Annotated in this window: 21 protein-coding genes; 7 read left to right on the top strand and 14 right to left on the bottom strand. The window is 42.5% G+C overall.

Annotated elements, in window-relative coordinates:
* Positions 1 to 139 precede the first annotated feature (139 nt).
* From ACJV2T_RS05055 to ACJV2T_RS05045, 3 genes are all read left to right on the top strand, one after another.
* A complete protein-coding gene (locus ACJV2T_RS05055; protein WP_415682933.1) occupies positions 140 to 589 on the top strand; it encodes a Panacea domain-containing protein in 450 nt (149 codons plus the stop codon).
* A gap of 238 nt (positions 590 to 827) precedes the next feature.
* Complete coding sequence (locus ACJV2T_RS05050; RefSeq protein WP_415682932.1) at positions 828 to 1148, top strand: type II toxin-antitoxin system RelB/DinJ family antitoxin; 321 nt, start codon at positions 828 to 830, stop codon at positions 1146 to 1148.
* 2 nt (positions 1149 to 1150) lie between these two features.
* Positions 1151 to 1429 (top strand): type II toxin-antitoxin system YafQ family toxin, encoded by a 279-nt coding sequence (locus ACJV2T_RS05045; protein WP_415682931.1) that lies wholly within the window; start codon positions 1151 to 1153, stop codon positions 1427 to 1429.
* Between the two features lie 106 nt (positions 1430 to 1535).
* On the opposite strand, the gene ACJV2T_RS05040 is transcribed toward ACJV2T_RS05045, so the two are convergent.
* The 3 genes from ACJV2T_RS05040 to lepA are packed head-to-tail and all read right to left on the bottom strand — an operon-like array spanning position 1536 to position 5248.
* Positions 1536 to 1991 carry a tripartite tricarboxylate transporter TctB family protein gene (locus tag ACJV2T_RS05040; protein ID WP_419399332.1) on the bottom strand — a complete coding sequence of 152 codons (456 nt, stop codon included), beginning with the start codon at positions 1989 to 1991 and terminating at the stop codon, positions 1536 to 1538.
* A gap of 57 nt (positions 1992 to 2048) precedes the next feature.
* Positions 2049 to 3371, bottom strand: a complete 1323-nt coding sequence (gene hemW, locus ACJV2T_RS05035) for a radical SAM family heme chaperone HemW (protein WP_419399331.1) — start codon at positions 3369 to 3371, stop codon at positions 2049 to 2051.
* Entirely contained in the window at positions 3368 to 5248 is a 1881-nt protein-coding gene (gene lepA, locus ACJV2T_RS05030) for a translation elongation factor 4 (protein ID WP_415682928.1), read from the bottom strand. Before lepA ends, hemW begins: the two co-directional genes overlap by 4 nt.
* 597 nt (positions 5249 to 5845) lie before the next feature.
* Here lepA and rpsT point away from each other — a divergent pair.
* Positions 5846 to 6106, top strand: a complete 261-nt coding sequence (gene rpsT, locus ACJV2T_RS05025) for a 30S ribosomal protein S20 (protein WP_004106518.1) — start codon at positions 5846 to 5848, stop codon at positions 6104 to 6106.
* 92 nt (positions 6107 to 6198) lie between these two features.
* Here the strand turns inward: rpsT and ACJV2T_RS05020 are convergent, their stop codons facing one another.
* From ACJV2T_RS05020 to ACJV2T_RS05010, 3 genes are all read right to left on the bottom strand, one after another.
* Entirely contained in the window at positions 6199 to 6909 is a 711-nt protein-coding gene (locus ACJV2T_RS05020; RefSeq protein WP_415682990.1) for a trimeric intracellular cation channel family protein, read from the bottom strand.
* 140 nt (positions 6910 to 7049) lie between these two features.
* Positions 7050 to 8219, bottom strand: a complete 1170-nt coding sequence (locus ACJV2T_RS05015) for a branched-chain amino acid aminotransferase (RefSeq protein WP_004106516.1) — start codon at positions 8217 to 8219, stop codon at positions 7050 to 7052.
* 277 nt (positions 8220 to 8496) lie between these two features.
* Positions 8497 to 9114, bottom strand: a complete 618-nt coding sequence (locus ACJV2T_RS05010) for a 50S ribosomal protein L25/general stress protein Ctc (RefSeq protein ID WP_415687173.1) — start codon at positions 9112 to 9114, stop codon at positions 8497 to 8499.
* A 337-nt stretch (positions 9115 to 9451) separates the two neighbouring features.
* Between ACJV2T_RS05010 and ACJV2T_RS05005 the strand changes: the two genes are divergently transcribed.
* A complete protein-coding gene (locus tag ACJV2T_RS05005; protein ID WP_419399330.1) occupies positions 9452 to 11500 on the top strand; it encodes an AMP-dependent synthetase/ligase in 2049 nt (682 codons plus the stop codon).
* A gap of 407 nt (positions 11501 to 11907) precedes the next feature.
* On the opposite strand, the gene ACJV2T_RS05000 is transcribed toward ACJV2T_RS05005, so the two are convergent.
* The gene (locus ACJV2T_RS05000) at positions 11908 to 13194 is read right to left on the bottom strand and encodes an AMP-dependent synthetase (protein WP_415689827.1); all 1287 of its coding nucleotides are present in this window, start codon (positions 13192 to 13194) and stop codon (positions 11908 to 11910) included.
* 495 nt (positions 13195 to 13689) lie between these two features.
* Between ACJV2T_RS05000 and ACJV2T_RS04995 the strand changes: the two genes are divergently transcribed.
* The gene (locus tag ACJV2T_RS04995) at positions 13690 to 17958 is read left to right on the top strand and encodes a coiled-coil domain-containing protein (RefSeq protein ID WP_419399329.1); all 4269 of its coding nucleotides are present in this window, start codon (positions 13690 to 13692) and stop codon (positions 17956 to 17958) included.
* Positions 17959 to 18105: 147 nt separating this feature from the next.
* Here the strand turns inward: ACJV2T_RS04995 and era are convergent, their stop codons facing one another.
* From era to ACJV2T_RS04965, 6 genes are all read right to left on the bottom strand, one after another.
* Positions 18106 to 19185: a GTPase Era gene (era, locus tag ACJV2T_RS04990; RefSeq protein WP_419399328.1), complete on the bottom strand. Its 1080-nt coding sequence runs from the start codon at positions 19183 to 19185 to the stop codon at positions 18106 to 18108.
* Between the two features lie 22 nt (positions 19186 to 19207).
* On the bottom strand, positions 19208 to 20707 hold the full coding sequence (locus ACJV2T_RS04985) for a hemolysin family protein (protein ID WP_415682923.1): 1500 nt from the start codon (positions 20705 to 20707) through the stop codon (positions 19208 to 19210).
* Between the two features lie 20 nt (positions 20708 to 20727).
* Entirely contained in the window at positions 20728 to 21288 is a 561-nt protein-coding gene (gene ybeY, locus ACJV2T_RS04980) for an rRNA maturation RNase YbeY (RefSeq protein WP_415682922.1), read from the bottom strand.
* A gap of 3 nt (positions 21289 to 21291) precedes the next feature.
* Positions 21292 to 22485, bottom strand: a complete 1194-nt coding sequence (locus ACJV2T_RS04975; RefSeq protein ID WP_415682921.1) for a PhoH family protein — start codon at positions 22483 to 22485, stop codon at positions 21292 to 21294.
* A 3-nt stretch (positions 22486 to 22488) separates the two neighbouring features.
* Positions 22489 to 22851, bottom strand: a complete 363-nt coding sequence (locus ACJV2T_RS04970) for a histidine triad nucleotide-binding protein (RefSeq protein ID WP_004106318.1) — start codon at positions 22849 to 22851, stop codon at positions 22489 to 22491.
* A gap of 113 nt (positions 22852 to 22964) precedes the next feature.
* Positions 22965 to 23762, bottom strand: coding sequence for a 16S rRNA (uracil(1498)-N(3))-methyltransferase (locus ACJV2T_RS04965; RefSeq protein WP_391495827.1), 798 nt, complete (start codon positions 23760 to 23762; stop codon positions 22965 to 22967).
* Between the two features lie 94 nt (positions 23763 to 23856).
* Between ACJV2T_RS04965 and ACJV2T_RS04960 the strand changes: the two genes are divergently transcribed.
* The gene (locus ACJV2T_RS04960; RefSeq protein WP_415682920.1) at positions 23857 to 24951 is read left to right on the top strand and encodes a succinate dehydrogenase/fumarate reductase iron-sulfur subunit; all 1095 of its coding nucleotides are present in this window, start codon (positions 23857 to 23859) and stop codon (positions 24949 to 24951) included.
* 1 nt (position 24952) lies between these two features.
* Here ACJV2T_RS04960 and ACJV2T_RS04955 read toward each other — a convergent pair whose 3' ends face one another.
* On the bottom strand, positions 24953 to 25756 hold the full coding sequence (locus tag ACJV2T_RS04955) for an LOG family protein (RefSeq protein WP_415682919.1): 804 nt from the start codon (positions 25754 to 25756) through the stop codon (positions 24953 to 24955).
* Positions 25757 to 25762: the final 6 nt, after the last annotated feature.

Raw genomic sequence — 25762 nt, 5'->3', positions numbered from 1 at the left:
AATAACACAAGCTAAAATAGCACAAGCTAAAAAACGACGCATAATAAAAGTTGTCCACATTTCTTTAATCGAATTGACGCTCACTTTTTCCATTCATAAAATCGCTATTAATTTGTTGCGAAGAAAAAGGAGGTGCGCGATGGGCATTATTAACGTAGCGGCAAAAATATTGGAAATTATGGGGCCAATGACAACTATGAAGCTGCAAAAGCTTGTGTATTATTCTCAAGCGCACAGCTTAGCTACAACTGGATTGTCGCTATTCCCGGAAGATTTTGAAGCTTGGACGAACGGTCCAGTTTCATTGGAATTATTTAACAGACATCGAGGAAGATTCACAATTCGCAAAGAAGAACTACTGATTTCTCTTCCAGAAAGATGCGCAACTTTAGACTATAAGCAGGTGAAAATCATAGAGGAAGTGTGCGCGAAACTGGGAAATCTTACAGGAAATCAGCTCAGCGAAAGAACGCATAAAGAAGATCCGTGGATTCGCGCGAGAATAGGTGTGCCAGAAGATAAGGGCAGCGAAGAGATTATTTCGAAGCAGTCAATTCACGACTACTATGTAAATCATCCTATTGTGTAAGCGCGCACATAGGCGGGAAGCGTAGCTTGTAGCAAAAACAGCAGGCAGCAAACGTAATACAATCGTGATACTTTGTAAAACGTTTATAGTGCATTGTAAAACAAAATAATACATTGTAGAATGTAATAAAAGTTGATAGATGAATATCAAAAACTAGAAAAACAGACAAAATTAACACGTCAAAAACTAACGACTTATAGAAGCAAAGCACTATAAACATAAAATCAAGGAGCATATTATGGCAATCAGCGCAACAGCAACGAAATCAAACAATACAGCGAAAACCGCAAGCATCAACGTGCGCGTCACCAAGGATGTTAAAGCACAAGCAGAGGAATTATTCGCCAGCTTCGGCATAACTCTTAGCGATGCAATCAACATGTTCTTGCACAAGTCGCTTATGGTAGAAGGACTCCCATTCGACTTAAAGCAGCCAAAATACAATAAAGAAACAATCGCCGCGTTTAAGGAAGCCGAAGATATTCTATCTGGAAAAATTCCAGCAAAACGCTATAACTCAGTATCCGAGATGATGGACGACGTTTTTAAGGAAGATTAATTATGCTTACTTTAACGTACACTTCACAGTTTAAAAGAGACATGAAGCGAATCAGAAAGCGCGGATACGATACACATCTTGTTGATATATTACTTGAAAAGTTACGCAACGAAGAGATTCTTGACGAATCGTACCAAGATCATCCACTTAAAGGCAAATACAGAGGATTCCGCGAATGCCATGTAAGACCAGACTGGCTGCTTATTTACATAATTAAGGAAAACGAGCTTGTTTTAACTGCTTCTCGCACGGGGACACACTCCGACGTATTCAACGAGTAGATTCTAAGAAATAAAGGCGAGCACATTGTGTTACAAGTGCCCACCTTAGTCTATTAAAAATAGTTTTTGTTTATTTATAAACAAACCTAAATTGAACTAAATCTACCTAAATCGCGGTGCCGTGCTCGTCAAGGCGCGGATTCTGTTTAGAATTACTAAAGCTAAAGAACAAGCCAAATACGCCCAGCGCAAACAGAACTGCAACAGTTACAACAAGCACAATAGGCTGATTAGGAAGCCACATTATTACCAAGAAAGCAAGTGCGGAAACCAAAATCACAGCCCACGAGCAAACGCCAATAACCTTACGAACAGCGTTCCAAGTGTCGTCTACTGATTCAGTTCGACGAATATTTCGAGCAATTCTTTCTTCTTCAGCTGTAACATTAGAAGTTGGCTTCCAAGGACCAGTTCCCCTCTCTTGAAGTCTTCTAGAACGTTCTTGTAAATTGTATTCGTCAATCATGCCTCCGCGAGCGCGACCTTTTGTTTCGTCATATTGAGAAGGAATCCCCTTGCGACTCTGCCTTTCCTTCGCACGACGCTCTTTGCGGTTTGCCATGATTGTTCCTTTCTACATTGAATTTTCGTATATCAAGCATTTATGACGCAATACGCACTATTTTAGCACGGTAAGACCTTCTTCACACGCGTCAACAATTCTTTCTATTAATAAATCGTTGAGCAGCCTACCCTTGCGCGTTGCGATAATGCGATTTTCGTGCAACACTGCCAAATCTTCCTTACACACTTCACGTAACACTTTTTGCAAATGTGAATCATCGAACACCTTATTAGTTTCGCGCATTTTTTCGCACAATTGCGAAATATCAAGCCCTTCTTTAATGCGAAGCCCAAGCATTACTTCTTCAATAAGCGCATCTTCTGCATTGATACATTCGTAGTTTTGCCACGGCACGTTTCCTGCGTTGATAGCATGAGCCCAATGTTTTGGATGCAAAATATCCCATGATCGAAGATTATAAAACTCGTTTGGATTAGCTAAAGAAGCGTTATCATCCATGCTTTGTTTACTAATGTGATTTGCAGCATTGTAGTGCGAGTGCGCTCCAGGACCGATTCCGGCCCAATCAATGTTTCGCCAGTATCCAAGATTATGACGAGACTCAAAACCCGGACGCGCCCAATTAGAAATCTCATACCACTTTAATCCAGCAGAACTAAAAAGCTCGTCTGCCAACTCGTATTTTGCAGCTTCATCATCGTCGTTTGGCGCTTGAATAGTGCCAGCAGCAATTTGACGGCCCATTTTTGTGCGCGGCTCTACCGTTAGCGCATATGCAGAAACGTGGTTTACTCCTAGGCTTAAAGCCATTTCTACTGACTTTCGCCAATCGTCTAGACTCTCCCCCGGAGCTCCATAAATCAAGTCAACACTTGAGCGCAAACCACATGCGTTTGCTGCTTTTACACCGCGAGCTACGTTTTCTGGAGTATGCGTGCGGTCAAGAGTTTTAAGAACGTGCGGCACTGCTGATTGCATTCCGAAAGATATTCTAGTAAATCCGCCTTCTGCGAGCGTTTCAATATACTTTTCGTCTGCAGTATCCGGATTTGCTTCAGTAGTTATTTCCGCGTCTTTATTAAACCCCCACAAGTTGCGTATTTCTTGCAAAATTCGCACTAAATCTTGCGCTTTAAGAACTGTTGGAGTGCCTCCACCGAAGAAAACAGATTGCGCTTTAGGCTCGAAAATTCCGTGATATTCCTGCCATTTTTTTACAAGACGCATCTCTTGAATCGCAACATCCGCATAACCTTCGCGGCTAGCACCTTCACCCAAATCGCGAGCTGTATACGTGTTAAAATCGCAATAACCGCAGCGACGCAAACAAAACGGCACGTGCACGTACACTTCAAAAGGCGTACTTTTAGTTTGCATAGCTGATTTATTTAATTCAGCATCCAACTCTAAACTCATCCTTCAGACTTTTGCGCTGCGCGAATCTTATCTTTAGTATCGCGATCGTTTGCGCTCTCGTCTGTAGCCAAAGCCGCAACGAATGCTTCCTGCGGAACTTCAACGTGTCCGAGCATCTTCATGCGCTTCTTACCAGCCTTCTGTTTTTCAAGAAGCTTGCGTTTACGCGTAATATCGCCGCCGTAGCATTTAGCGAGCACGTCTTTTCGAAGAGCGCTAATAGTTTCGCGAGCAATAATTCTAGAGCCGATTGCCGCCTGAATTGGAATCTCAAACTGCTGACGAGGAATAAGTCCACGAAGCTTCTTAGTCATCATAACGCCGTAAGAATAAGCCTTATCTCGGTGCACGATTGCGCTAAAAGCGTCAACCTTATCTCCCTGAATAAGAATATCAACTTTCACAAGATCCGCAGACTGCTCGCCATCTTCGTGGTAGTCAAGAGAAGCATAGCCTTTTGTGCGACTTTTAAGCTGATCAAAGAAGTCAAAAACGATTTCTGCAAGAGGAATCCTGTAATGCATTTCCACGCGGTCTGCACTAATGTATTCCATTGTGCCCATTTCTCCGCGATGTTCCTGGCACAAATCCATTACAGCACCAATAAATTCTTTCGGAGTAATAATATCGGCCGCAACCATTGGCTCAATAATGCGCTTAATCTTGCCTTCTGGAAACTCGCTAGGATTCGTTACGTGATGCTCACTGCCGTCTTCACTAGTAACATCGTAAGTTACGTTAGGAGCAGTGGAAATAAGATCCAAGCCAAACTCGCGGCTTAAACGCTCGGAAACAATCTCCATGTGCAAAAGACCTAAGAATCCGCAACGGAAACCGAAGCCCAGCGCAACAGACGTTTCTGGCTCGTAAATAAGAGCCGCGTCGTTAAGTTTTAGCTTGTCGAGAGCATCTCGAAGATCTGGGAATTGCGCGTTATCAATTGGGAAAAGACCTGCGTAAACCATAGGTTTAGGATCGCGGTAGCCATCCAAAGGCTCGGATGCGGGATTTACTGCGCTAGTAATGGTGTCGCCGACTTTAGATTGGCTCACGTCTTTTGCGCCTGTAATTACGTAGCCTACTTCGCCTGCTCCAAGCGCCTTAGTTGGAGTCATATCTGGGCTAATAACGCCGATTTCAATAGGATCGTGCGTCATGCCGATTCCCATCATATGCAATTTTTCGCGCGACTTAAGCTCGCCATCAACCATACGAATATAGGTGACAATTCCTCGATACGAATCGTAGACTGAGTCAAAAATAAGAGCGCGAGCAGGAGAATCAGGATTGCCGCTTGGGGCTGGAACTTCCAGCACAATTTGATCAAGTAAGTCTTTAACACCTTCGCCGGTTTTACCAGAAACGCGCAACACGTCCTCCGGCTTGCAACCAATTAATCCAGCTATTTCTTCAGCATGCTTATCTGGTTCAGCGCTAGGCAAATCGATTTTGTTAAGCACAGGAATAATCGTCAAATTGTGGTCGATTGCCATATAAAGATTAGAAAGCGTTTGCGCTTCAATGCCTTGAGTTGCGTCAACAAGCAACACTGCACCTTCGCATGCTGCCAGCGCGCGCGAAACTTCGTAAGTAAAATCGACGTGACCAGGAGTATCGATCATTCCAAGCGAATACTCTTTGCCTTCAAAAGTCCAAGGAACGCGAACAGCCTGCGATTTAATAGTAATACCGCGCTCTTGCTCAATATCCATGCGATCCAAGAAACGGTCTCGCATTTCACGCTCTGGCACAATTCCTGAAAGTTGCAAAATACGGTCTGCCACAGTGGACTTGCCATGATCTATATGCGCAATAATGCAGAAATTGCGTATCAACGATTGATCCGTAAATCCTGGCTGGTTATGCGGTGTAATCAAAGCAAGCATCTCCTTATTAAATACGCGGATAATATTAAATTGCGTAAGCTACGCAAGTAATTAATCTTACCAACTCTACTACCCTAGTTTATAATATAAATCAATATTTTTAGCACTTATTGCGTTTTGACAATACAAAATAACGCTACGCAAAAACTAATAGCTTATTTGACTTAATATTCGTCGTTATCAGTTAAGTAAGTATTCACGTGGTGAGATTTGAGATTTTTCGCACTGAGCGCGGCGAACGTCAGAGCCGTAAGCTGCTGATTCGCCAAGCGAAGAAGAAAAATCGAAAAATCTCTGCGATTTGCACGGTTATTAACGATTAAGCATGCAGAGTTTGGGGGATTTCTCTACGAGCAATAAAAGAGGACTGAGGAAGCAACATTCTTTTAAGAACAAAGCAGACAACAAAACCTCTAACAGCCAAAGCGACGAAGGACGGGAACTTGCGAGGAGAGAAATCCCCTAAAACTCGCGACACAGTGAGGAGGAAATCCCAAAACAAACAAAGAAACGAATAACGTTATCCAAGAAGCATGCTATGCTTACTCTTTGTATGTCCTTATATAGCAAACGTCGTTTGGAGTAACAGTGGCAAACATTAAGTCGCAGAAAAAGCGTGTTCTCACCAACGAGAAAGCACACAAGCGTAACGTAGCAGTAAAGTCTGCTTTGAAGACCGCTATTCGTGCTACTCGTGAAGCCATCACCGCTGGTGATAAGGCTGCAGCGCAGGCCGCTTTCGCAGTAGCCGCTAAGAAGCTTGACAAGGCTGCAGGTCGTGGCGTGATTCATAAGAATCAGGCTGCAAACCGCAAGTCTGGTCTTGCTGTAGCGATTAACGCTCTGTGAAGTTTGTGCAGGTAACTGCATAACACAGCATGTAAGGAAAAATCCCCAGTACCAATCGGTGCTGGGGATTATTTTTATCATCGCATGCAATATTAACGACGACGATTATTAATACGACGAATACGAGGGCGTCTAACCTTAATAGGTTCTGTGCGATTCATTGCTCCAAATAAAGTTAAATCTAGTTTCACAGACAACAAGCGCATTGCAACAACAAGAGCAACAATAAGAATATCAAGCAATATTTCAACAGTTAAACCAAAGTAACCTGCATGCTTTGCTTTTACAACAAAAACAGTTAATACGCATCCAAAAGCAGCAGGTAAAGCATACCAATGCTTATCTCGCACAATAACAGGAACTTGGTTCAAAATCATGTCGCGAATCAAACCGCCTCCCAAAGCAGTTGCCATTCCTAAAAATACTGAAGTCGTGCCCGACATATGAAAATCTAAGCCTTTTGCTGTGCCGTTCACAGCGAACAATCCCAAAGCTAGCGCATCAATCGTAAGCATAAACCAACGCCACTTATCAATCTCCGGGTGCGCAACTGCAACAATTACACCGGAAAGCAATCCAGTAATCACAAAACCATGATCAGCAATACCAACAGGCGGCAATGCTCCAAGTAAAACATCGCGCACAATTCCGCCGCCCAACGCCGTGATCCAAGAAGTGGCAATAATGGCAAAAACATCGTACTTTTTACGAATAGCCCACATGCCACCAACCATGCCACAACATCCCATAGCAACATACTCAACTATAAGAAAGAAGATGTTGTCCCCTAACGCGCCTTCCAAAGCATTTCCCTTCAAACAAATATTCACCGAAACATTGCGCGCAACAAGCAGACGCGCCGCACTCTATACGATATATAAATATAGAGTACGACGCGCCATAAGCAATATTAGATTAGATAATATTAACTAACTTATATAAATTAGTCGCAAACTTTCCACATCCAGTTATGCTTGTCTTCGACATCACCGAGCTGAATGCCGAGTAACTCGTCGCGCAAAGCCTGAGTCAACTCACCAACGCCACCATCGGCAACTTTAAGATCGAATTCATCGGACTTAAAGCGACCAATTGGAGTAATGATTGCAGCAGTACCACAAGCAAAGACTTCAGTAACCTCGCCAGAACGAATGTCGTCAAGCAATCCTTGAAGAGGAATCATGGTTTCAACAACCTTATGACCTGCTTCCTCAGCAAGCTGAATCAAAGAACGACGTGTAACGCCAGGAAGAATGCTGCCGGTGAGAGATGGAGTTTCCAAATGACCATCCTTGTGGAGTGCGAACATGTTCATGCCGCCAAGCTCTTCCAAATATGTCTTGGTTGCAGCATCAACGAAGCACACCTGCTCACAACCGTGCTCAATGCCCTTGTATTCACCAAGCAAGGAAGCAGCATAATTTCCGCCGCACTTAGCAAAACCAGTACCGCCAGGACCAGTGCGGAACCACTGATCTTCAACCCAAATGCTAACAGGCTTCAAACCACCCTTGAAGTATGGACCAGATGGAGAAGCAATAACACAGTATTCAACTTCATGAGCTTCACGCACACCAAGGAATGGCTCAGAAGCAAACATGAATGGACGCATGTAAAGCGTATACTCTCGACGGCTTGGAACCCATTGCTTATCTCGCTTTACCAAAGCTGCAACCGATCCAATAAAGTCGTCAATAGAAAGTTCTGGCAAATACAAACGCTTAGCAGAATTTTGGAAACGAGCAGCATTAATATCTGGGCGGAAAAGCCAAATAGAGCCATCAGCGCGCTTGTAAGCCTTCAAACCTTCAAAGCATTCCTGAGCATAGTGCAACACAGATGCACCTGGATCCATTTTCAATGGACCGTAAGGCTCTACACGACGATCAGACCATCCTTCGCCTTTAGTCCAAGACATATGAACCATATTGTCGGAGAAAATCTGACCGAAAGCAGGCTTATCAATAAGTTCGTTGCGCTTTGCGTCCGAAACTGGATTATCATTCGGCAGAACTTCAAAGTTGCCAGCCAATTTGTTCAACAGAGCTGTATCGCTATGATCATAAGACTCATAAGCGTCAGAAAACTCTGGAGCTACTTCTAAATCAGCCATTATGTCTCTTTTCTATGTGGATTATTTCTACTTGCCTTTTACCGCAATTAACGTATAGAATAATACGATTCTTGTTTTTCGCAAAACTTACACGCCAAAATTTTTCAAAAAATATTTCAAAAAATACGCTTTAAACTAAAATTTATTTAGAAAATTCAATGATTTTATACGAAAAAGCCGCATAAGAACTGACTTATGCGGCTTAAAATTTTAAACTATTTTATAAGTTATAAATTATAAGTTAATTAGTAATTAAATACGTTAACTTATTTTAAACTTACTTTTCTTCTGCAGCAGGAGCAGCAGCTGGAGCGGCGGCATCTGCAGCAGGAGCAGCAGCTTCGGCTGTAGCAGCATCTTCAGGAACAGTGACGCTCACAACGGATTCTTCGCCATCCATATCGAGCTCAACACCCTCAGGAAGCTTGACATCCTTAGCAAACACCTTGGTGCCGTCGGTCAAACCATCAACGTTAACAACCAAACGCTCTGGCAAGTTAGCAACGTCTGCGCGAACCTTGAGCTCCTGGACATCCACGAATGCAACTGCGGCACCCTTTGGAGTACCTTCAACGAAGACTGGAACTTCAACGTCAATCTTTTCGCCAGCCTTAACTTCGTAGAAGTCAATGTGTTCTACAATGCGCTTAACAGGGTTACGCTGAACATCCTTAACAACTGCAATGCGAGATTCATCGCCAAACTTAATAGTGAACAAAGCATTAGCGTGACGCAAAGCCAAAGTGGTTTCGCGCATTGGAAGAGTAACATGCACTGGTTCAGCACCGCCAGCATAAAGGCTTGCTGGAATCAGCTTAGCTACGCGCAAACGACGAGCAACACCCTTACCAAACTCAGTGCGCAATTCACCTTCAAGAGCAATTTTTGTAGCCATATCGGTCTCCTTATGGTCTGGATAGTTTAGTTTGTTAATCCAGCTTCAGGCGCACCGACGCGCCGAAAACCATAAGAGGCTATCAGCCCAGTCGATAACGGAACTCTGCCAACAAGCTAATCGCAAGCTAGTGGCATATTCCCTCGCCAAAGCAACTTTGCTATTCTAACGACAGGCTACGACTTATGGCAAATACAAAATTATTACTAATCAAATCGAATATAACTGCTACTTGAGCATACGAACGATTATTATAGTTAATAGTATGCAAGCGCATAGCATGATACTATGATGTGCGCTTAATCCGCAAGCCGTTTGGCATAATGAAGGAGCAAATGTGTCCGTTTTTAATGCACTCCAACAGCAAGCGTTTAATCTTGCCCGTAAAGCATTGCGTATTGGCAGTAACTTCGCGCACCCAGTCAGCGATGACCGTGCAGGCGAACCAGACTACCTTAATACGGATCAAGAAAACACAAATACTTTACTTTCACAAAAGCAACGCCTTCCACACGTAGAAGAGTGGGGCGCGCAAATGCCAACAACGACGTTTATCAATCCGGAAACAGGCTTGCTGACCACAAAAACCGAAAGCGCAGCACCTCTTGACGAAGGCACAAGCATTTATGACTTATACGCAGATCGCGCAGCACGTATGGGCGACGATCCTCTTTACACTTATAAAGAAAACGATAAGTGGGTCACAAAAACAGCTAATCAGTTCCTTCAAGAAGTACGCGATGCTGCAAAAGGTTTGATGCACTACGGATTGCGCAAAGGCGATGCTGTTGCTTTTATGTGCAAAACATCATACGAGTGGGATGTAACAGACGCAGCAGTTATGGCTTGCGGCGGTGTTCTTGCAACTATTTATGACACGGATTCAGCTGAGCAAATTCGCAATATTGTGAATAATTCCGACTCGCGTTTCCTTATTGTTGAAACAACTGACATGCGAGATAAAGCTGATGGAGCTATTGAAGAATGCCCAAGCTTGGAACGCATTATTTGCATTGAAACAGGCGGCTTGGCAGAACTTCAAGCTTTCGGATACGCTGTTAGCGATGAGGAACTAGACGCTCGCATTGATTCTGTAAAGAAAACAGACTTGTGCTCTATTGTTTATACTTCTGGTTCCACAGCTGCACCTAAAGGTGTGGAAATGACTCACGAACACTATTGCACTACAGCGTTGAATTTGCCTGTTTACTTGCCAAATTTGCTTAGCGAAAAAGACGGATCTGTGCTTCTGTTCCTTCCTCAAGCGCACTCTTTTGCAAGAGCAATTAACTATATTGTCGTTGCAAGTACGTTACGCATTTATATTGCTCAAGGTATTCCTACTTTGATTTCCGATTTGCAAGTTGCAAAACCTACAGTTATGATTGTTGTCCCTCGAGTTCTTGAGAAGGTTTATAACGCAGCTTCACAGAAGGCTGGTCACGGTGCTAAAGGCTTGGCCTTCCAGGGTGCTGTTGTGACGGCTCAGCAGTATATGAAGGAAGTTCAGGAATTTGGTGACGCTAAGGCTCTTACTAAGGCTCGCCGCACTGCTTACGATCCACTTGTTTATCATCCACTTCGTCAAGCTCTTGGCGGTCGCGCACGCTGGATTGTTGCAGGTGGTGCTCCTCTAGATCCTGAATTGCTTTCATTCTTCCGCGGCGCAGGAGTTCCTGTGTACGAAGGTTATGGTCTTACAGAAACTACTGCACCATGTGCGTTTACTCCTATTGGAGTTCCATTCCGAGAAGGTTCTGTTGGCATTGCATTCCCAGCTTTTACTTTGCGAATCGCATCCGACGGCGAAGTGCAAATTAAAGGCACTTGCGTATTCCACAAGTATCACAAAAATGATGAAGCAACAGAAACTTCATTTACTAAAGACGGATGGTATGCGACAGGCGATTTGGGACGAATTGACGACGATGGCATGCTTTATATTACCGGCCGTAAGAAGGATTTGATTATTACTGCTGGCGGTAAGAACGTTGCTCCTGGACCTATTGAAGAGATGATTAAGAGATGCGAACTTGTGTCTCAAGCTCTCGTTCTTGGAGATAAGCGTCCATTTATTTCTGCACTTGTTACTTTAGACGAAGAAACTTTGCGAAATTGGCTTAAACTCAAAGGTCTTGACGCCACTATGAGCATGGAAGAGGCTGCTAACAATGCTGTTGTTCGTGCTGAAGTGCAAAAGTTTATAGATCTTGCCAACGAAGGCGTGTCACGCGCAGAATCTGTGCGAAAGTTCATTATTTTGCCAGAAGAGTTTACGCAAGAAAACGGCTTAATGACTGCGTCTATGAAGATTATTCGTCCACGAGTTATTAAGCGTTACACTACTTTACTTAATACGCAAATGTATACGACGCGCAAAAAGTAGTTTGTTTAAGTTAAGTTAGCTGAACTTAACTTAACTAAGTGCATATCGCAAAACCGCGGCTTGACTTGTAATTAACTAGTCTACCGCGGTTTTTCGTATCAACACACACTCCCGCGTTTCATATCTATCCTCCCACACTCCCGCGTTTTGCCTCGACCACATGCTTATGCGTTATGTTTGTCTCACCTCCGAGACAAATCTAACGAAAATCAGCCAAAAAACGTTACAAATGCCTCATCAATGATGCAAATCTAACGAAATTAGGTCAAAAAACGTTACAAACGCCTCACCTCCAAGACATATATAACAAATCTGATGCAAAACAGAAAATGTAGTTAACACGTTACAACGCGCGAGACAAATCCAACGACACAAAGTCAGCGCACAGCCACTATCACTCGCATAAATCACAGCATCTTAATAATCCTAGGAATTCCTGCATCAATCAATTTACTCTCAATCCTTTTAGGATTAACAATATCCGGGATGGTAAAACGCACAATCCTGCTTACTCCACACTCCTTCATAAGCAACGCTTCACGCTCAGCCTGCCTGTCAATATTGCGATTAATAACACTAGGATTGTACGATTTACGCAACATTCGATTATCGAAAGACGAATTAAAATCGACGTTAGTATGCATAAAATTATCCGAATCAACGTAATACTTTGAATGCCCATCAAGCTCGCCAACAATCAACTCAGAATTGGGAAGCCGCCACAAAAAATCACACCTATACTTGCCACCTGAGTGCGGTAATATAAACTCGCGTTGCAATTCTGGCACCATAAATCCGAGCGAAATCATCGTTCCTCGCGCGAACGATTCCCCGCCATTTTCGCTTAATCCACTTGCAAAATAGCAGAGACGTCTAAGTGAAAGAAACTTATCTACTCTAGTTTCACAGCATCTTCCAAAAAATGTGCTTTCAAATAAATCAGAGGTTGTTGTTGCAGCAACACTTTTATAATTATTAACATCCAAAGTCGAATATCGACTTTCACAAATAGAAATGACTTTAGCAAAATCAACATTATCGCGAGCCGCAGAATCAAAAATCGACAATGCTAATCTAAAATTAACGCTATTTGCAACATCGAAAAGCATTGTGCTCTTATCTACAATATGACTTCGAACTTCGTAATTTATATTGTCACTTAAATGCGGAAGGGCAACTAAGCGACCGCCACTTCCCTCTCTTCCCCGCACAATTCGAACATCATCACTAGTGCCATCCATCTCTCTGCCTGTTGCATTAATTCTACGTAGCAACGGATTATCATTTACAGACTTTCTGGTCATAGTGCGAACGTAAATTGGAGTTGATTGAGACTGCAACATTTTGGAGCAATCACGATTTTTACCAGTTTTATAATCAGTTTTATAATCATATGCTATGTGATCATAATCATTCACAACATCGTAGCCGATTAGCGCAGCAGCAGTAACACCTGTAAATTTCCAGTCTGGATGAATATCCATCAAAGAAAACGCTATATGGCGAATTTGCTCAGCTGTATACAAATTTTGCCAATACTCTGTTCTTGCATAAAGACCTGAAAATACTCTCACAAGCAATCCTGACCTAGTGTACCTATAAGCACACTGCCTTTGCGAATTGCTGATTGGATGAAAACAACGATGCTCAAACTCAGCTTTTTTGAGCATGCTTTTAACATTAGACTTTTTCATAAGCCTGAGATTATGAGATAAGCAATGAATACACAATAGATTTCGATCAATGTGGATAAAGGCTATTTGAGACAGAATGAGACTAGACTGAGGTGACTTACGACGAGCGTTATATTTGTCTCATCAGTGATGCAAATGTAACGAAAATCAGCCAAAAACGTTACAAATGCCTCATCGCCGAGACATATATAACGAAATTAGGTCAAAAAACGTTACAAATGCCTCACGCATGAGACAAATGTAACAAATCCAACTATCTCGCAACAGCAAACAGAGAATGTCGCTAGCGCATATTTAATCCGTAGGTATTTGATAAAATCGCGTTGAAAACTTGATACCCCCCCCCCATAGAAGATTATAATTCTCATAAGAAGCAAGGCTGCAGAGAAAATCGCAATGGACGCGAGAGACTTAATCGCAAAACATTGCGGTATTCACTGATTCTTGTAGAGCAATAAAACTGCAAATTAAATTCATATAAGAGGAGAGGTTAATATGAACGCCAAACTCGCAGTAGCAATCTCATTAGGCGCAAGTTCCCTTGCTTTATTCGGAATGGCAAATGTTGCCAATGCTGCAACTACTGAGCCACCATCTAATCCACCATCTGACTCGAATCCTCCTGCAGTGCAGCAGGGAGAAAGTGCTACAGATAAAGCTAAAAAAGAAGCTAAGCAAGCTATTGAAGATGCTAAAACACAGAAAAGCAAAATTGATGAGGACGTAAATAAGGCTGAAAGTGAAGCTAGTGACGCTAATAGCGAGGCACTTCAAGCCAACAAGGAAGTAACTGAAGCTCAGACTGAATTAGACAATAAGAAAAAAGAAGTACAAACAGCTGAAGAAGAAAAAGGTAAAGCTGATAAGGAATTATCTGAGCATCAGACTGCGGTAGATAAGGCTAACGAAGGTGTTAAAGATAAGCGAACTGTTCTTGATCAAGAAACAGCAAACCAGACGGCTGCTGAAAATAAACTGAAAGCAACTCAAAAAGAAAAAGATGCAAAAACTACAGAGCTTGGAACTGCAAACGAAGACGTTCAAACTAAAACAACAGAACAGACTAAAGCTGGAGAAAAAGTAAAAACTGAAACAGGTAATCTGCAAACCGCCAATACTCAGCTTGAAAAGGCTAAGCAAGATAAGAATAAAGCTCAGGAACAAGCAAATCAGCTTTCTGCTACAGCAACTGAAAAAGAGAAAGAGCAAACTGCTGCAGAGCAAGCTGTAAATGCTAATACAGAACAGCAGGAAAAGATTCAAAAAGAAATAGATAATCTGAACGCTGCTGGTTCCGGAGCAACAAATGCAGATGTGCAAGAGCTAGAGAAGAAAGCAAATGAAGCTAAGCAAGCTTATGAGGAAGCAAATACTACAGCAACCCAAAAAGCTCAGGAAGCTAAAAATAAGAAAAACGATTTAGATAACGCTGGAAACAATCTCAACTCAGCAGAAAAAGATCTTGAAAATAACCCAGATGTTAAGAAGTTGAGCGATGCAGAAAAAGCTGTGGAAGCTGCTAAGAAAGCTGCAGATGCAGCTGCTAAGAAAGATACTTCTAAAACTACAGCGAACTTTGCAGGATTCTTGGATTATGTGATTGAAACTTATAAAAATTCTACTAGCAAAGAAGATAAAGCTCTTCTTGAAGACGCTCAGCGCGCTAAGCAGATTTTGAACGGTAAAAGAGTCGAAATCATGAAGCAAGTCCAGAACAAAGGCAAAACAGAAAACGTTCTAGACCGCGTTATAGAAGTACCTATGTGGTATAAGGATCTTGTAAAGCTCGGCAAAGTTGGCGGCGCGGATTCATTGCAAAACATGAAGGAAGCTGCAACTTACTACGATTCGCTCAACAAGCTACGCAAAGAAGATAGCGATAAAAACAGCGCAAATACTGAAGAGAAAAAGGCGTTGGGCGATGTTAACGTGCGTCTTAGCTTGATTGCTGAGTCAATTGTAAACTCCTTCTATTCTGGTGCAAATCATGATCATGCAATAAACCACCCTGGTTATGAGGGTAGCGAAGTGATGGAAACCACACCATACAAAACTGCAGAAAATCTTGCGTGGGGCAATTACGACGGCGATTCTACAAATCACAAGGATCAGGAATATAGCAAGTGCTATGTAACAGTAAATGGCAATACGTCTTGTTCTACTAAATATGGAGAAAAGTATAACGCTCTTAGCGGATGGTACACGGTTGAAAAAGAGCGTTACGACAAGGCTGTTGCAGGAACGTTTGTAACTGGCGAAAAAAATAATGAAAAACATAAGATTTCTGATGCTGGTAAGGAAATGCTTAAGCAGCATCGTTATGATTTACGTCAATACATGTGGCAGCATCCAGAGATTAAGTTGTTTGTAGATGATGCTGATAATAGTAAACTCAAAGATATTTTCTTGGAATCTGTGGGTCATTACACGAATTTTGCTAGCAAAGATATTACTGCTGGCGGATTCGCTGAAAGCGACTTGAGCTTGGAAGAAGCTACAAGTATAACCACAGTAAACGGAAAGTCTACAACTAGCAAAGAAGTTGTCGCGGGAGATGTGGCTGTATGGCACGGAAGCGACGAATCTTCGATTAGCGTTGCTAAATATAAGCAGCTTCTTGGAGATTATGAGAAAAGCCTTAGTGACAGCGCTAAAGAAGAGCTGAAAGAGGATGACAATATCAACAAGCTGAATGCTGAAGCAAATAAAGCAAACTACGATTTGTTTGTTAAAAAGTATGAGCTTCGTAAATTGCATTATGACTTGAATATGAGCGATGCTAACAACTTAGACGCTGCAAATGCCGCTAAACCTGAAGTTGGTTTGCAAGATCAGGAAAAGAACGCACTTGATGTTCTTAAGCAAAAAGCTCAAGAACTTGTTGCGTACTATAGCCAAACTGGCGTAACGTGGGCAGCTCCGCAAGAAATTGTTAATCTACTTCTTAATCAAGCAAGATCTGAAGTGCAAAGAATAGAATCTAAAATTACTGATATTACTAATTCAATAAGCACTGCTGATTCCAAAAAGTCTGAAATTGAGAATCTTAAGAAGGCTGTTGCAAGCGCAAATACGACGTTTGAACAGGCTAAAACTGCTTCTCAGGAAGCAAATAAGGCTAAGGAAGAGGCTGCTAATAAGGCTACTGAGCTGAAGAACGCTTGGGATACCGCTAAGAATGCATACGAAGCTGCTAAGCAGCAAGCTGAACAAGCTGCACAGCTAGGCAAAGAAGCACGCCAGCAACAGATTAATCAGCTTACAACCGAACTTAACGGATTGAAAGAAAAAGCGAAGACTCTGAAGTCACAAGCTGAAACTGCAGAGCAGACTGCTAAAGCAGCTCGCACTGCTGCCAAGGCACAGCGAGCAAAAGTTGATGGCGAAATTACCAATGCTATTACAGCTGCTGAAGCTAATGTAGAGTCAGCCAAGCAGGCCGTCAAAGCTGCTGAAGCTGCCAAAACTAAGGCTGATAAAGAGCTTAAAGTTGCTAATGAGAAGGTAACTACGCTGACTAAGAAGATTGGCGAGCTTACAACTCAGATTGAATCTGAGAATCAGAAAGTTGAAAATGCTAAGAGTGAAGTTCAAGCTGCTCAGACTGCTCTTCAAGGCGCTAAAGATACTCAGAACACAGTAACAGCACAGCTTGAAGCATTGAAAACAAAAGTCACGAAGGCTGGTGAAACCTTAACAAACGCAAATGATGCTGTTAAGACTGCAAAAGAAAATGTTGTTAAGAAGATTCAACTTGCTCAGACTGCTGTAACAAATGCTCAAGCTAAGGTTAAGACTGCTCAGGAAGTTGTAGAAGCTGCTAAAACCAAGATTGAAAAGATACAGAATGATCTTAAGACTGCGGAAGAAAAGTTTAAGGCTGTTGTTACTGACGCAACAACTCAGCAATCCTTCATGCAGTCAACGTTCTTGGCAGCTTATCCAGAGTTTGAAAGCTTCGTACAAACTCTGACAGAAAAAGTTAATACACTGAAAACTACTGCTGCAACACTCACCGAGTCTGCAAAAACACTCGCGACACAGCTACCCGAGTCTGTTGTTACACCATCTGTTGTACCACCAGTTGTACCACCTGCACCAAAGCCACCGGTTGTTGAACCAAGTCAGGGAGGAAGCGACCACAGCAACACTGGTAATACAGGAAGCACAAACAATACCGAAAACACTGGAAACACTGGTAACACTGGAAACAGTAATGTTCCATTCACACCACAAACACCACATGTTAGTGTTCCTGCTGTTGATGTTGAACAACAATCTAACGAGTTCGCTTCAGCTACCGCAGAAAATTACGCTACACAGGCTGTTGTTAAGAGTGAAACTGGAAAGTCTACTAAAGCAGAGCATGCGAATGAGAAAGCTTCAGTGAAAAACACTAAAGCAAACACGCAGCATACACAAAGCACATCTTCTGCTACAAGTACATCTGCAAATCAGAACAGTGCTCAATCACATGATGCAAATAAGTCTGCTGAGAATAAGAATGCTGAAAACAAGAAGAACTCTGAGTCAAAGCAAGAAGATAATAAGCAAGAAACTCAGGATTCTAATAACAATAACAGCACTCAGAACAAAGAATCGCAGAAGGAAGAATCTAAGAATTCTCAAGCTTCTGGAAATCCTGGACAAGCTCAGCAGGAAGGAAATAAGACTCTTACTGTTGCTGCAATAGTCGCATCAGCAATAGCAGGAATCGCGGCAATCGGCGGAGGCATATCTTTCGCACGTCATCGTCGCATGTAGTTGAAAATGTAGGTTCACTCCATAAAAATTGAGTGAATTCATAGAACTAAAACAAAACTAAAACAAAAACCGCAGTCGAAATTATATCGGCTGCGGTTTTTTATAAGCGCTACGCAAAACGCGCGCGTCAAAACACACTAAGTAAAATTAGAATCCCAAACGCTCAAGCTTCTTAGGGTCACTCTGCCATCCTTTTGCAACCTTCACATGCAATTCAAGCACAGCTTTAGAACCAGTAATGCGATTTACTGCCGTGCGCAAACGCTTCTTAACGCGAACTAAATGCTCCGCACGATGCCCAATAATAATCGGCTTTTGCGAATCACGCTCAACATAAACAGACACAAGCACATGCGCTTTGTTGTCTTCGTATTGAGTGCCCTCGCCGCCACCCGGATACACAATATCGTCAACTACAACAGCTAAAGAATGAGGCAACTCGTCATCCAATTCTTCCAAAAACGCTCCACGAATAAGCTCCGAAATCATACTTTCTGGACTTTCCTCGCTAAGCTGATCCGCCGGATACATTTGTGGACCTTCCGGCAAGTTTTGAATCAAAACATTCTTAACTTCGTCGACATTGTCGCGTTCCAACGCACTCACAGGCACAATATCCGTAAAATCAGCAAACTGCTGAATTTGAAGCAAATGCGCAACTAACTCGCTGCGGTTAAGCGTATCGATTTTCGTAACAATACCGATAAGCGGAACTTTCCAAGTCCAATTGCCCTTATCATCTTTTTTAGCAAAATCGGAGCGAAGACGGCTCAGGATTCGCCTGTCTCCTGGTCCTATCTCCTGGTCTGCTGGAAGCAAGAATGCAATCGCATCAACATCTGCAAGCGACTCGTCAACAATATCATTCAAACGCTGACCAAGAAGAGTACGCGGACGGTGAATACCCGGAGTATCAACCAAAACCATTTGCGCATTATCTGTTGTAACAATTCCGCGAATAGCCTTACGCGTAGTTTCCGGGCGAGAAGACGCAATAGCAATTTGCGTACCAATAAGAGCGTTCATAAGCGTTGATTTACCAACGTTTGGCCTACCAACTACAGCTACGAAACCGGAACGATAACCGTGAAAATCAGGAGTCGGAATCGTGGCGCGAGTTGATGAGTCAAGATTTGCAAACATCTCGTCGTCGAAATCATCAGTGCCATCGAAGTCATCAGTATCGTCGAAGTCATCAGCGTCGTCAAAGTTGTTAATATTATTCACGTTATTCTTACCGTCCAGTTCTTTATTTCATCATATTCGTTTGTTTCATAGTACTAGCTTGCTTCAAAGCGTTAGTTTGTTTGCTTTCAGCAGATTTTTCGGAAGAGCTAATATCGTTTTGATTATCCTTAGACTCTTCCAAAACTTGCGCATCTCGCTCTACTAAAATAGTAGATACTTTCTTTCGCCTACCAGCTGAATCTACAGCAGTTAATTTTAGTCCTCTCGTAACAGCGCTAGAGCCAACAATCGGCACATTACCAATCAACTTCGTAAGCAAACCAAACACAGTATCCACATCGTCTTCGTCAATATGAACTTCAAAAATATCTTCCAAATCTGCGATTGACGTTCGAGCAGGCATTTTCCACACACCGTCACGTATTTCTTCTGGATCTGCATGCTGAGTGCGATCGTGCTCATCTTCCAACTCGCCAACAATTTGCTCAATAGCATCTTCAATAGTAACCAAGCCAGCAATACCGCCGTATTCGTCAACCACAACTGCCACATGCTGGCGAATTCGTTGCATTTCATGGAATAAATCGTCAACCGGCTTCGACTCCGGCACCAGCATAGGGTCTCGGCTAATTGTTTCAACTGCCCTAGAAGATGCTGCAGGATTAAACACAGTAGCGCGTACAGCATCCTTTAAATAAGCAACGCCTACTAAATCATCTACAGAATCTCCAATAACGGGAACTCGAGAAAATCCTGAGCGAGAGCATAATTTAAGGAAATTTTCCAGCGTTTCGTCACTTTTTACGCAAATCATATCGGTTCTAGGCACCATTATTTCGCGAGTCAAAGTATCTGAAAGCGTGAGCACATTGCGCATCATTTCCGAAACTTCCGGATCGAAATCATTCGCTTCAACAAGTCGGTCAATACTAGCCTTTGCTTGATCCAGCTGAATATCTTCCAAAGCTTCATCATCTGAAAGATCAACATGCTTTTTCCTAGAAGTGACGTCAACATCGCTAGCAATATGCACTAAAGGATTAATCGCAATAGCAATAGACACAATGCGAGAAAGTCGCATCAACTTTGCTACAGGTTGAGCCGCACCAACTGAACGTGGACGAACAAGAATAGAAATCACAGCTACAACTACTGAAACAACAACACCAATAATAAGAGTTACCCATAAAGGCGAGCCGAAAAATGCAGCTAAAGAAGCAAACAAAACTCCATCTAAAACGTTGCATAGAACACGCACAAAAGCACATGCTCCAGAAGTTGTATAACGGTCAGCAATCAGCTTTTTTACGCGGTGGATTCTAGCAATTCGGCGCATACGCACTATGGCACTAGTTTCATCATCATGCGTTTGCGCTTCAATCATAAGATTATTTAAGCTTGCACGAGTAACTCTAGGCACTGCACCTTCTGCAGCAGCCATTGCAAGCGAAAGCCATACAAGCAGCATTGCCAGCATAAGCAATGCAGCTAAACCAATCCAGATATGCAACGGCAATTGCGGAACTGATATGCTAGAAAATATTTGCTTAATATATTCCATAATTATGCTCTTAATGCGCTTTAATGCTGTTTTTTATTTTTATTTTTGACGCTACTCGCTTCATGCTCAGCATCGTAACGCTCAAGCTCGTTTACTGCACCTTCTGGCAAAGTTGCATCATACAATTCTCCAGATCGAGCAGCGAAAAAAGTAAGCATTAGTTGACGTTGCAAACCAAACATTTGCTTTTCTTCTTCCGGAGTAGTGTGATCGTAGCCAAGCAAATGCAAAATACCATGAATAGTTAGCAACAACATTTCTTCCATAGTACTGTGCCCAGCTGCGAGCGCCTGCTGTTGAGCAACCCAAGGGCAAATCACCAAGTCTCCAAGCATTCCTTCAGAAACTTTTTCATCGCTTCCAGGAGTAAGCTCATCCATTGGGAAACTCATAACATCCGTTGGGCCTTCTAGGTTCATCCAACGTTCATGCAAACAAGCAATTGGCTCTGGATCAACAAAAGTAATCGATAAATCCGAATGCGTACTTACTTTCATTTGTTGAAGAACCCATATTCCAAGATCCGAGAAGATTTTAGCGTCAATATTCCACACTGTTTCATTCATGACTTCAATGCTCATGATTTATCCGTTATTCCTCTCAGTAGATTCTTTAGTACGTTCACGTTTTTTACGCTCAAGCATTGCATCGTAATTTTCGTACGCTTCCACAATACGACCAACCAAAGCATGACGCACAACGTCTTCTGCTTGCAAATGCACAAAAGCAATATCTTTAACTTCGCCCAAAATCTTCTCAATAGAAACAAGACCAGAACGCACAACTGCTAAATCAACTTGCGTACTATCTCCTGTAATCACCATGGTTGTATTAAAACCGAGTCGAGTTAGGAACATTTTTAATTGCTGAACAGTCGCATTTTGTGCTTCATCAAGGATAACAAAAGCATCGTTTAATGTGCGACCTCGCATATAAGCAAGAGGAGCAACTTCAACAACATTCTCGTCAAGATAGCGTTTTAATTGTGCAGATCCAAGCATGTCAGAAAGTGCATCATAGAGTGGGCGCAAATATGGATCAACTTTATCGTTTAAAGTACCAGGCAAGAATCCTAAGTTTTCGCCAGCTTCAACAGCAGGACGAGTAAGAACAATTCTGCGAACTCTTCCATCTTCCAACGCACGAACAGCTTTAGCAACTGCTAAATACGTTTTTCCGGTGCCTGCAGGACCAATTCCAAACGTTACAATATTGCAATCCATTGCTTGCACGTACGCTGTTTGACCAGCAGTTTTTGCGCGAACAGGATTTCCTCCAGCAAACGTAATCACGCCTTTACTCATTCGAGCTCTTCTGCTCATTGCTCGACGATGAGCTTCTTCGCTAGAAGGCAACAGCTCACTTGAATCTCTTGAAAACTCATTTTCAGCACGCGAAACAGAATTACTAATTGCATACGACGAAGAAATAATACTATTCCCAAGCACTCCACCATCATGACCGATACGGTTTATACGCACATTGTGTTCATCGTTATGCAAAATATCACGCTCAAGCATGCGTCTTACTTCGTACGCATCCATAGGTTGTTCGTAAGCTGCATCAATCATGCGCCTAAACGCATACTCAGCTTTAGCTGCATCTTCATCTGCTCTAGCTGAACGAGCAACAATTTGAACATCTTTTCCTCGCACAGTAATATCTGCTTCTGGAAAAGCATGTTCTACTTCACGCAAACCAGCATCTGCAGCACCTAAAACTGCAACCGAGCTTAATTCGCTAGGAATTTGCACAAAACGCGTAGTACTTTTCGTCACGGTTTACAAGCTACCTTCTACAAGTTTTTCGCCAGTCAATACATGAGCATGAACATGAAACACTGTTTGACCAGCATCAATACCAGTATTAAATACGAGTCGATAATCACCGTTGAATTCATCATCAGCAATTTTTTGTGCGACACCAGCAATATGAGCCAAAGTTTCAGGAGCTTTACTAGCAAGCTCAGCAACATTCTTATAGTGATTGCGTGGCACAATCAGCACATGCACTTTTGCTTGCGGATTAATATCTTTAAAAGCAACTACCGAATCGTCTTCATAAACTCTGCTGCTCGGTATTTCCCCAGCAACAATTTTACAAAAAATGCAATCAGCATCAGTATTGTAAGTGATATCACTCATGGTTTCTCCCCTATTTGCTACTAAATGAAATCAACGCCAAAAGCCAAAAAGCAATCGACACTCTCCTTATTATTTTACACAATTATGAGCACTTTTAGATACGATTTATGCGATTATTCGTAACGTCCTAAAGCGCGCGAAAGAAGAGAAAGAGCTACAGGACCTGCAGTAGATGCGCGAAGAATATTACTGCCTAAAACGCAGCTTTTAGCTCCAGCATCAATAAACATTGACACTTCATCGTCACTAATACCACCTTCTGGCCCAACCAAAACATAAACAGTACGCTCTTTACCATCCTCCAAACAGCGCTCGCTAAGAGTATTTACTGCTTGTTCTATTTGATTCCAGCAATCAGTTGCGTCTTGATGCAATACAATTACGAGATTTCCGTAAACGCACGCACGTCTACATATTGCCACTATTTGCTTGCTTGAAACACATTCTTGAAGTTCAGGCATCCATGCTCGGCGAGATTGCTCTGTAGCAGACTGTAAAACCTGACTCCAACGCTTATCTGTGCGACCAGGTTTCCACTTTGCAATTGAACGATCCGCACACCAAGGGATTACTTCATCCACGCCAATTTGCGTAGCCATATCAATTGCTTGCTCATCGTGACCTGTTTTTGCCAAAGCTTGAACAAGCGCAAGTCTAGTCATGCGAGGAGCTTCCCTAGTAAATGCTTCTACACGAACCAAGCCGTTTTCGACATCCGTAACTTTTGCGTGAATGCGCAAGCCTTTGCCGTCAGAAAGTTGCAAAGCATCGCCTTCTGATAACCGCATTGCGGATATAGCGTGACGTTTTACTTGAGATGGAAGCGCAATCGTCCACCCTTCTTCGATTCCTTCTGCTAGCACAGGAGCATTATCGTGATCAGTATCAAGCAAAAATAAAGCGTCAGTCATAGTTCAAGCCTAACGTGAGGATGCGCCAAGTACTAAAAAATGTTTCTGTGCAAGTATTGTGGCAAACTAGAACAGTACGTATTGGAGGTTTGCAATGAGTAATGAGCTTGGTGATAACACTGCGCTTGTTACTTTGCGTATTTCACGCTTTACTCCATTTAATAAATCTGAAGATGATTCAAACAGTAAACAGACAGAGCACAAGCGCAGAGAAAGTCCTTTTGCACGCAGAAAGCGCAGTAATCCTTTCGCAAAACTAGATTCTTCAGAAAATAACATAAATAATTCTTCAAAATCTAGTGACTCCAGAATATCTAGTGAATCCAGTGAATCTTCCGGATCTTACGAATCTTCTCCAAAACGAATTCAAGGTAAGCATTGGGTTCAAGATTACAATTTACGCGTTCATTCTACTGACACTATTCTTGACTGTTTACTAGCTATTAAACGCACAATCGACCCAACTTTAGCTTTCCGCTACTCATGCGGTCACGGCGTTTGCGGTTCTGACGCTGCAAACGTAAATGGCATGCCAACCTTACTATGCAGTGCAACTATTGGCGCAAACGCACGTCCTGAAAGCACAAATAGCGTGCAATCTCGAGGCTTTAGAAAAACTGGCACTGCTAGCAGCTCCTCACAGTCGGAAAAATCGCCAACTTTACAGCAAAAATCTAAAGAAACTACCACTTTGCAAAATGGCACTTTTGGTATTATTGAGCTTGCTCCACTTTCAGGATTTGCAGTTCAGCGAGATCTTATTTGCGATATTTCGCCTATGATTTCACAAATAAAACGCTTAGAACCTTATTTGCAAGCATCTAACGTTTCTACGAGAAATACTGAAGGGAAACTCCAGCTTATTGAGTTTTTGCAACATCCTGAGGAACTTAAAAAATTTGAGCTTTTGAGCAATTGCATTATGTGCGGTGCTTGCGAAGGAATTTGCCCAATTTATGCAGGCGGAGAAGCCTTTATTGGGCCTGCAGCATTGGTTAATGCGGCTCGTTTTATTTACGATTCCAGAGACAACGCAACAGAGCATCGTCTTGATCTAATAGACAGCAGTGACGGTATTAGCGCATGCCAGTCAGTTAGAGCATGTTCAAGACAATGCCCTCGCGGAATTGATATTGGCGAAGAAATTTGGCAGCTTACAACGCTTGTAAACGAGCGCAAAAACTCTTAGATTATTCAATTCCAGATGCTATGCGCACCGCCTCTATTGGGTCGTCCGTGACAGCAAACAAGTGCGGATCTAATGAAGAAATAAAACCTCGTTGAGTTACTGTAGACTTCAGCCAGTCAATCAAACCATTCCAATACGAAGTACCGAAAAGAACAACAGGCACGCGCGCAACCTTATGAGTTTGCACTAAAGTCAAAGCTTCAAACATTTCATCCATCGTGCCAAAACCGCCAGGGCACACAATAATTCCAGAAGAATACTTCATAAACATTGTTTTACGCACGAAAAAATACCGAAATTGCATGCCAAGATTAATCCACTTATTCAAACCCTGCTCATGAGGAAGCTCAATCCCCAATCCTACAGACGTACCACCAGCTTCTGTAGCTCCACGGTTTGCAGCTTCCATAATTCCAGGACCGCCACCTGTAATAACAGCAAAACCGCGTTTTGCGAGCTCTGAACCCATAGTGCGAGCTAAAGAATACTCGGGATCGTTTTCTTTTATTCGAGCAGAGCCAAAAATACTAACAGCTTTACCTAACGATGCGAGCGCGTCAAAACCATCAACAAACTCAGCTTGAATACGTAGCGCACGCCACGGATCCGCGCTACGCCAATCCCATCTCTTATCTACTTCTACACCAACTCCAGAAACAAGCTGCTGATTGTTATCGTTACGAAGAAGCGTTTCTGTAGTGCTCTCCTTAGGAATCATAGAACCGCGCATTACAACAGAACCACGATGATACGTGTTATTCCAAGGTGGAACATCTACTGAAAAATCTTCTTTACTATCAGACATGACTTC

Source organism: Gardnerella phocaeensis, assembly GCF_048545075.1.
Taxonomy (GTDB): Bacteria; Actinomycetota; Actinomycetes; order Actinomycetales; family Bifidobacteriaceae; genus Bifidobacterium; species Bifidobacterium vaginale_J.
Note: the sequence above shows the minus strand (reverse complement) of the source record. Positions and strands in the feature narration are given on the sequence as shown.

Excerpts from the sequence above, each read along its gene's own strand:
- ACJV2T_RS05055 (WP_415682933.1), top strand. The coding sequence starts at position 140 with ATGGGCATTATTAACGTAGCGGCAAAAATATTGGAAATTATGGGGCCA.
- ACJV2T_RS04985 (WP_415682923.1), bottom strand. The coding sequence starts at position 20,707 with ATGGAATATATTAAGCAAATATTTTCTAGCATATCAGTTCCGCAATTG.
- ACJV2T_RS05000 (WP_415689827.1), bottom strand. The coding sequence starts at position 13,194 with ATGAAAAAGTCTAATGTTAAAAGCATGCTCAAAAAAGCTGAGTTTGAG.
- ACJV2T_RS05040 (WP_419399332.1), bottom strand. The coding sequence starts at position 1,991 with ATGGCAAACCGCAAAGAGCGTCGTGCGAAGGAAAGGCAGAGTCGCAAG.
- hemW (WP_419399331.1), bottom strand. The coding sequence starts at position 3,371 with ATGAGTTTAGAGTTGGATGCTGAATTAAATAAATCAGCTATGCAAACT.
- ACJV2T_RS05050 (WP_415682932.1), top strand. The coding sequence starts at position 828 with ATGGCAATCAGCGCAACAGCAACGAAATCAAACAATACAGCGAAAACC.
- ACJV2T_RS04955 (WP_415682919.1), bottom strand. The coding sequence starts at position 25,756 with ATGTCTGATAGTAAAGAAGATTTTTCAGTAGATGTTCCACCTTGGAAT.
- ACJV2T_RS05010 (WP_415687173.1), bottom strand. The coding sequence starts at position 9,114 with ATGGCTACAAAAATTGCTCTTGAAGGTGAATTGCGCACTGAGTTTGGT.
- ACJV2T_RS05015 (WP_004106516.1), bottom strand. The coding sequence starts at position 8,219 with ATGGCTGATTTAGAAGTAGCTCCAGAGTTTTCTGACGCTTATGAGTCT.
- ACJV2T_RS05045 (WP_415682931.1), top strand. The coding sequence starts at position 1,151 with ATGCTTACTTTAACGTACACTTCACAGTTTAAAAGAGACATGAAGCGA.
- ACJV2T_RS04960 (WP_415682920.1), top strand. The coding sequence starts at position 23,857 with ATGAGTAATGAGCTTGGTGATAACACTGCGCTTGTTACTTTGCGTATT.
- ACJV2T_RS04995 (WP_419399329.1), top strand. The coding sequence starts at position 13,690 with ATGAACGCCAAACTCGCAGTAGCAATCTCATTAGGCGCAAGTTCCCTT.
- ybeY (WP_415682922.1), bottom strand. The coding sequence starts at position 21,288 with ATGAGCATTGAAGTCATGAATGAAACAGTGTGGAATATTGACGCTAAA.
- ACJV2T_RS04970 (WP_004106318.1), bottom strand. The coding sequence starts at position 22,851 with ATGAGTGATATCACTTACAATACTGATGCTGATTGCATTTTTTGTAAA.
- ACJV2T_RS04965 (WP_391495827.1), bottom strand. The coding sequence starts at position 23,762 with ATGACTGACGCTTTATTTTTGCTTGATACTGATCACGATAATGCTCCT.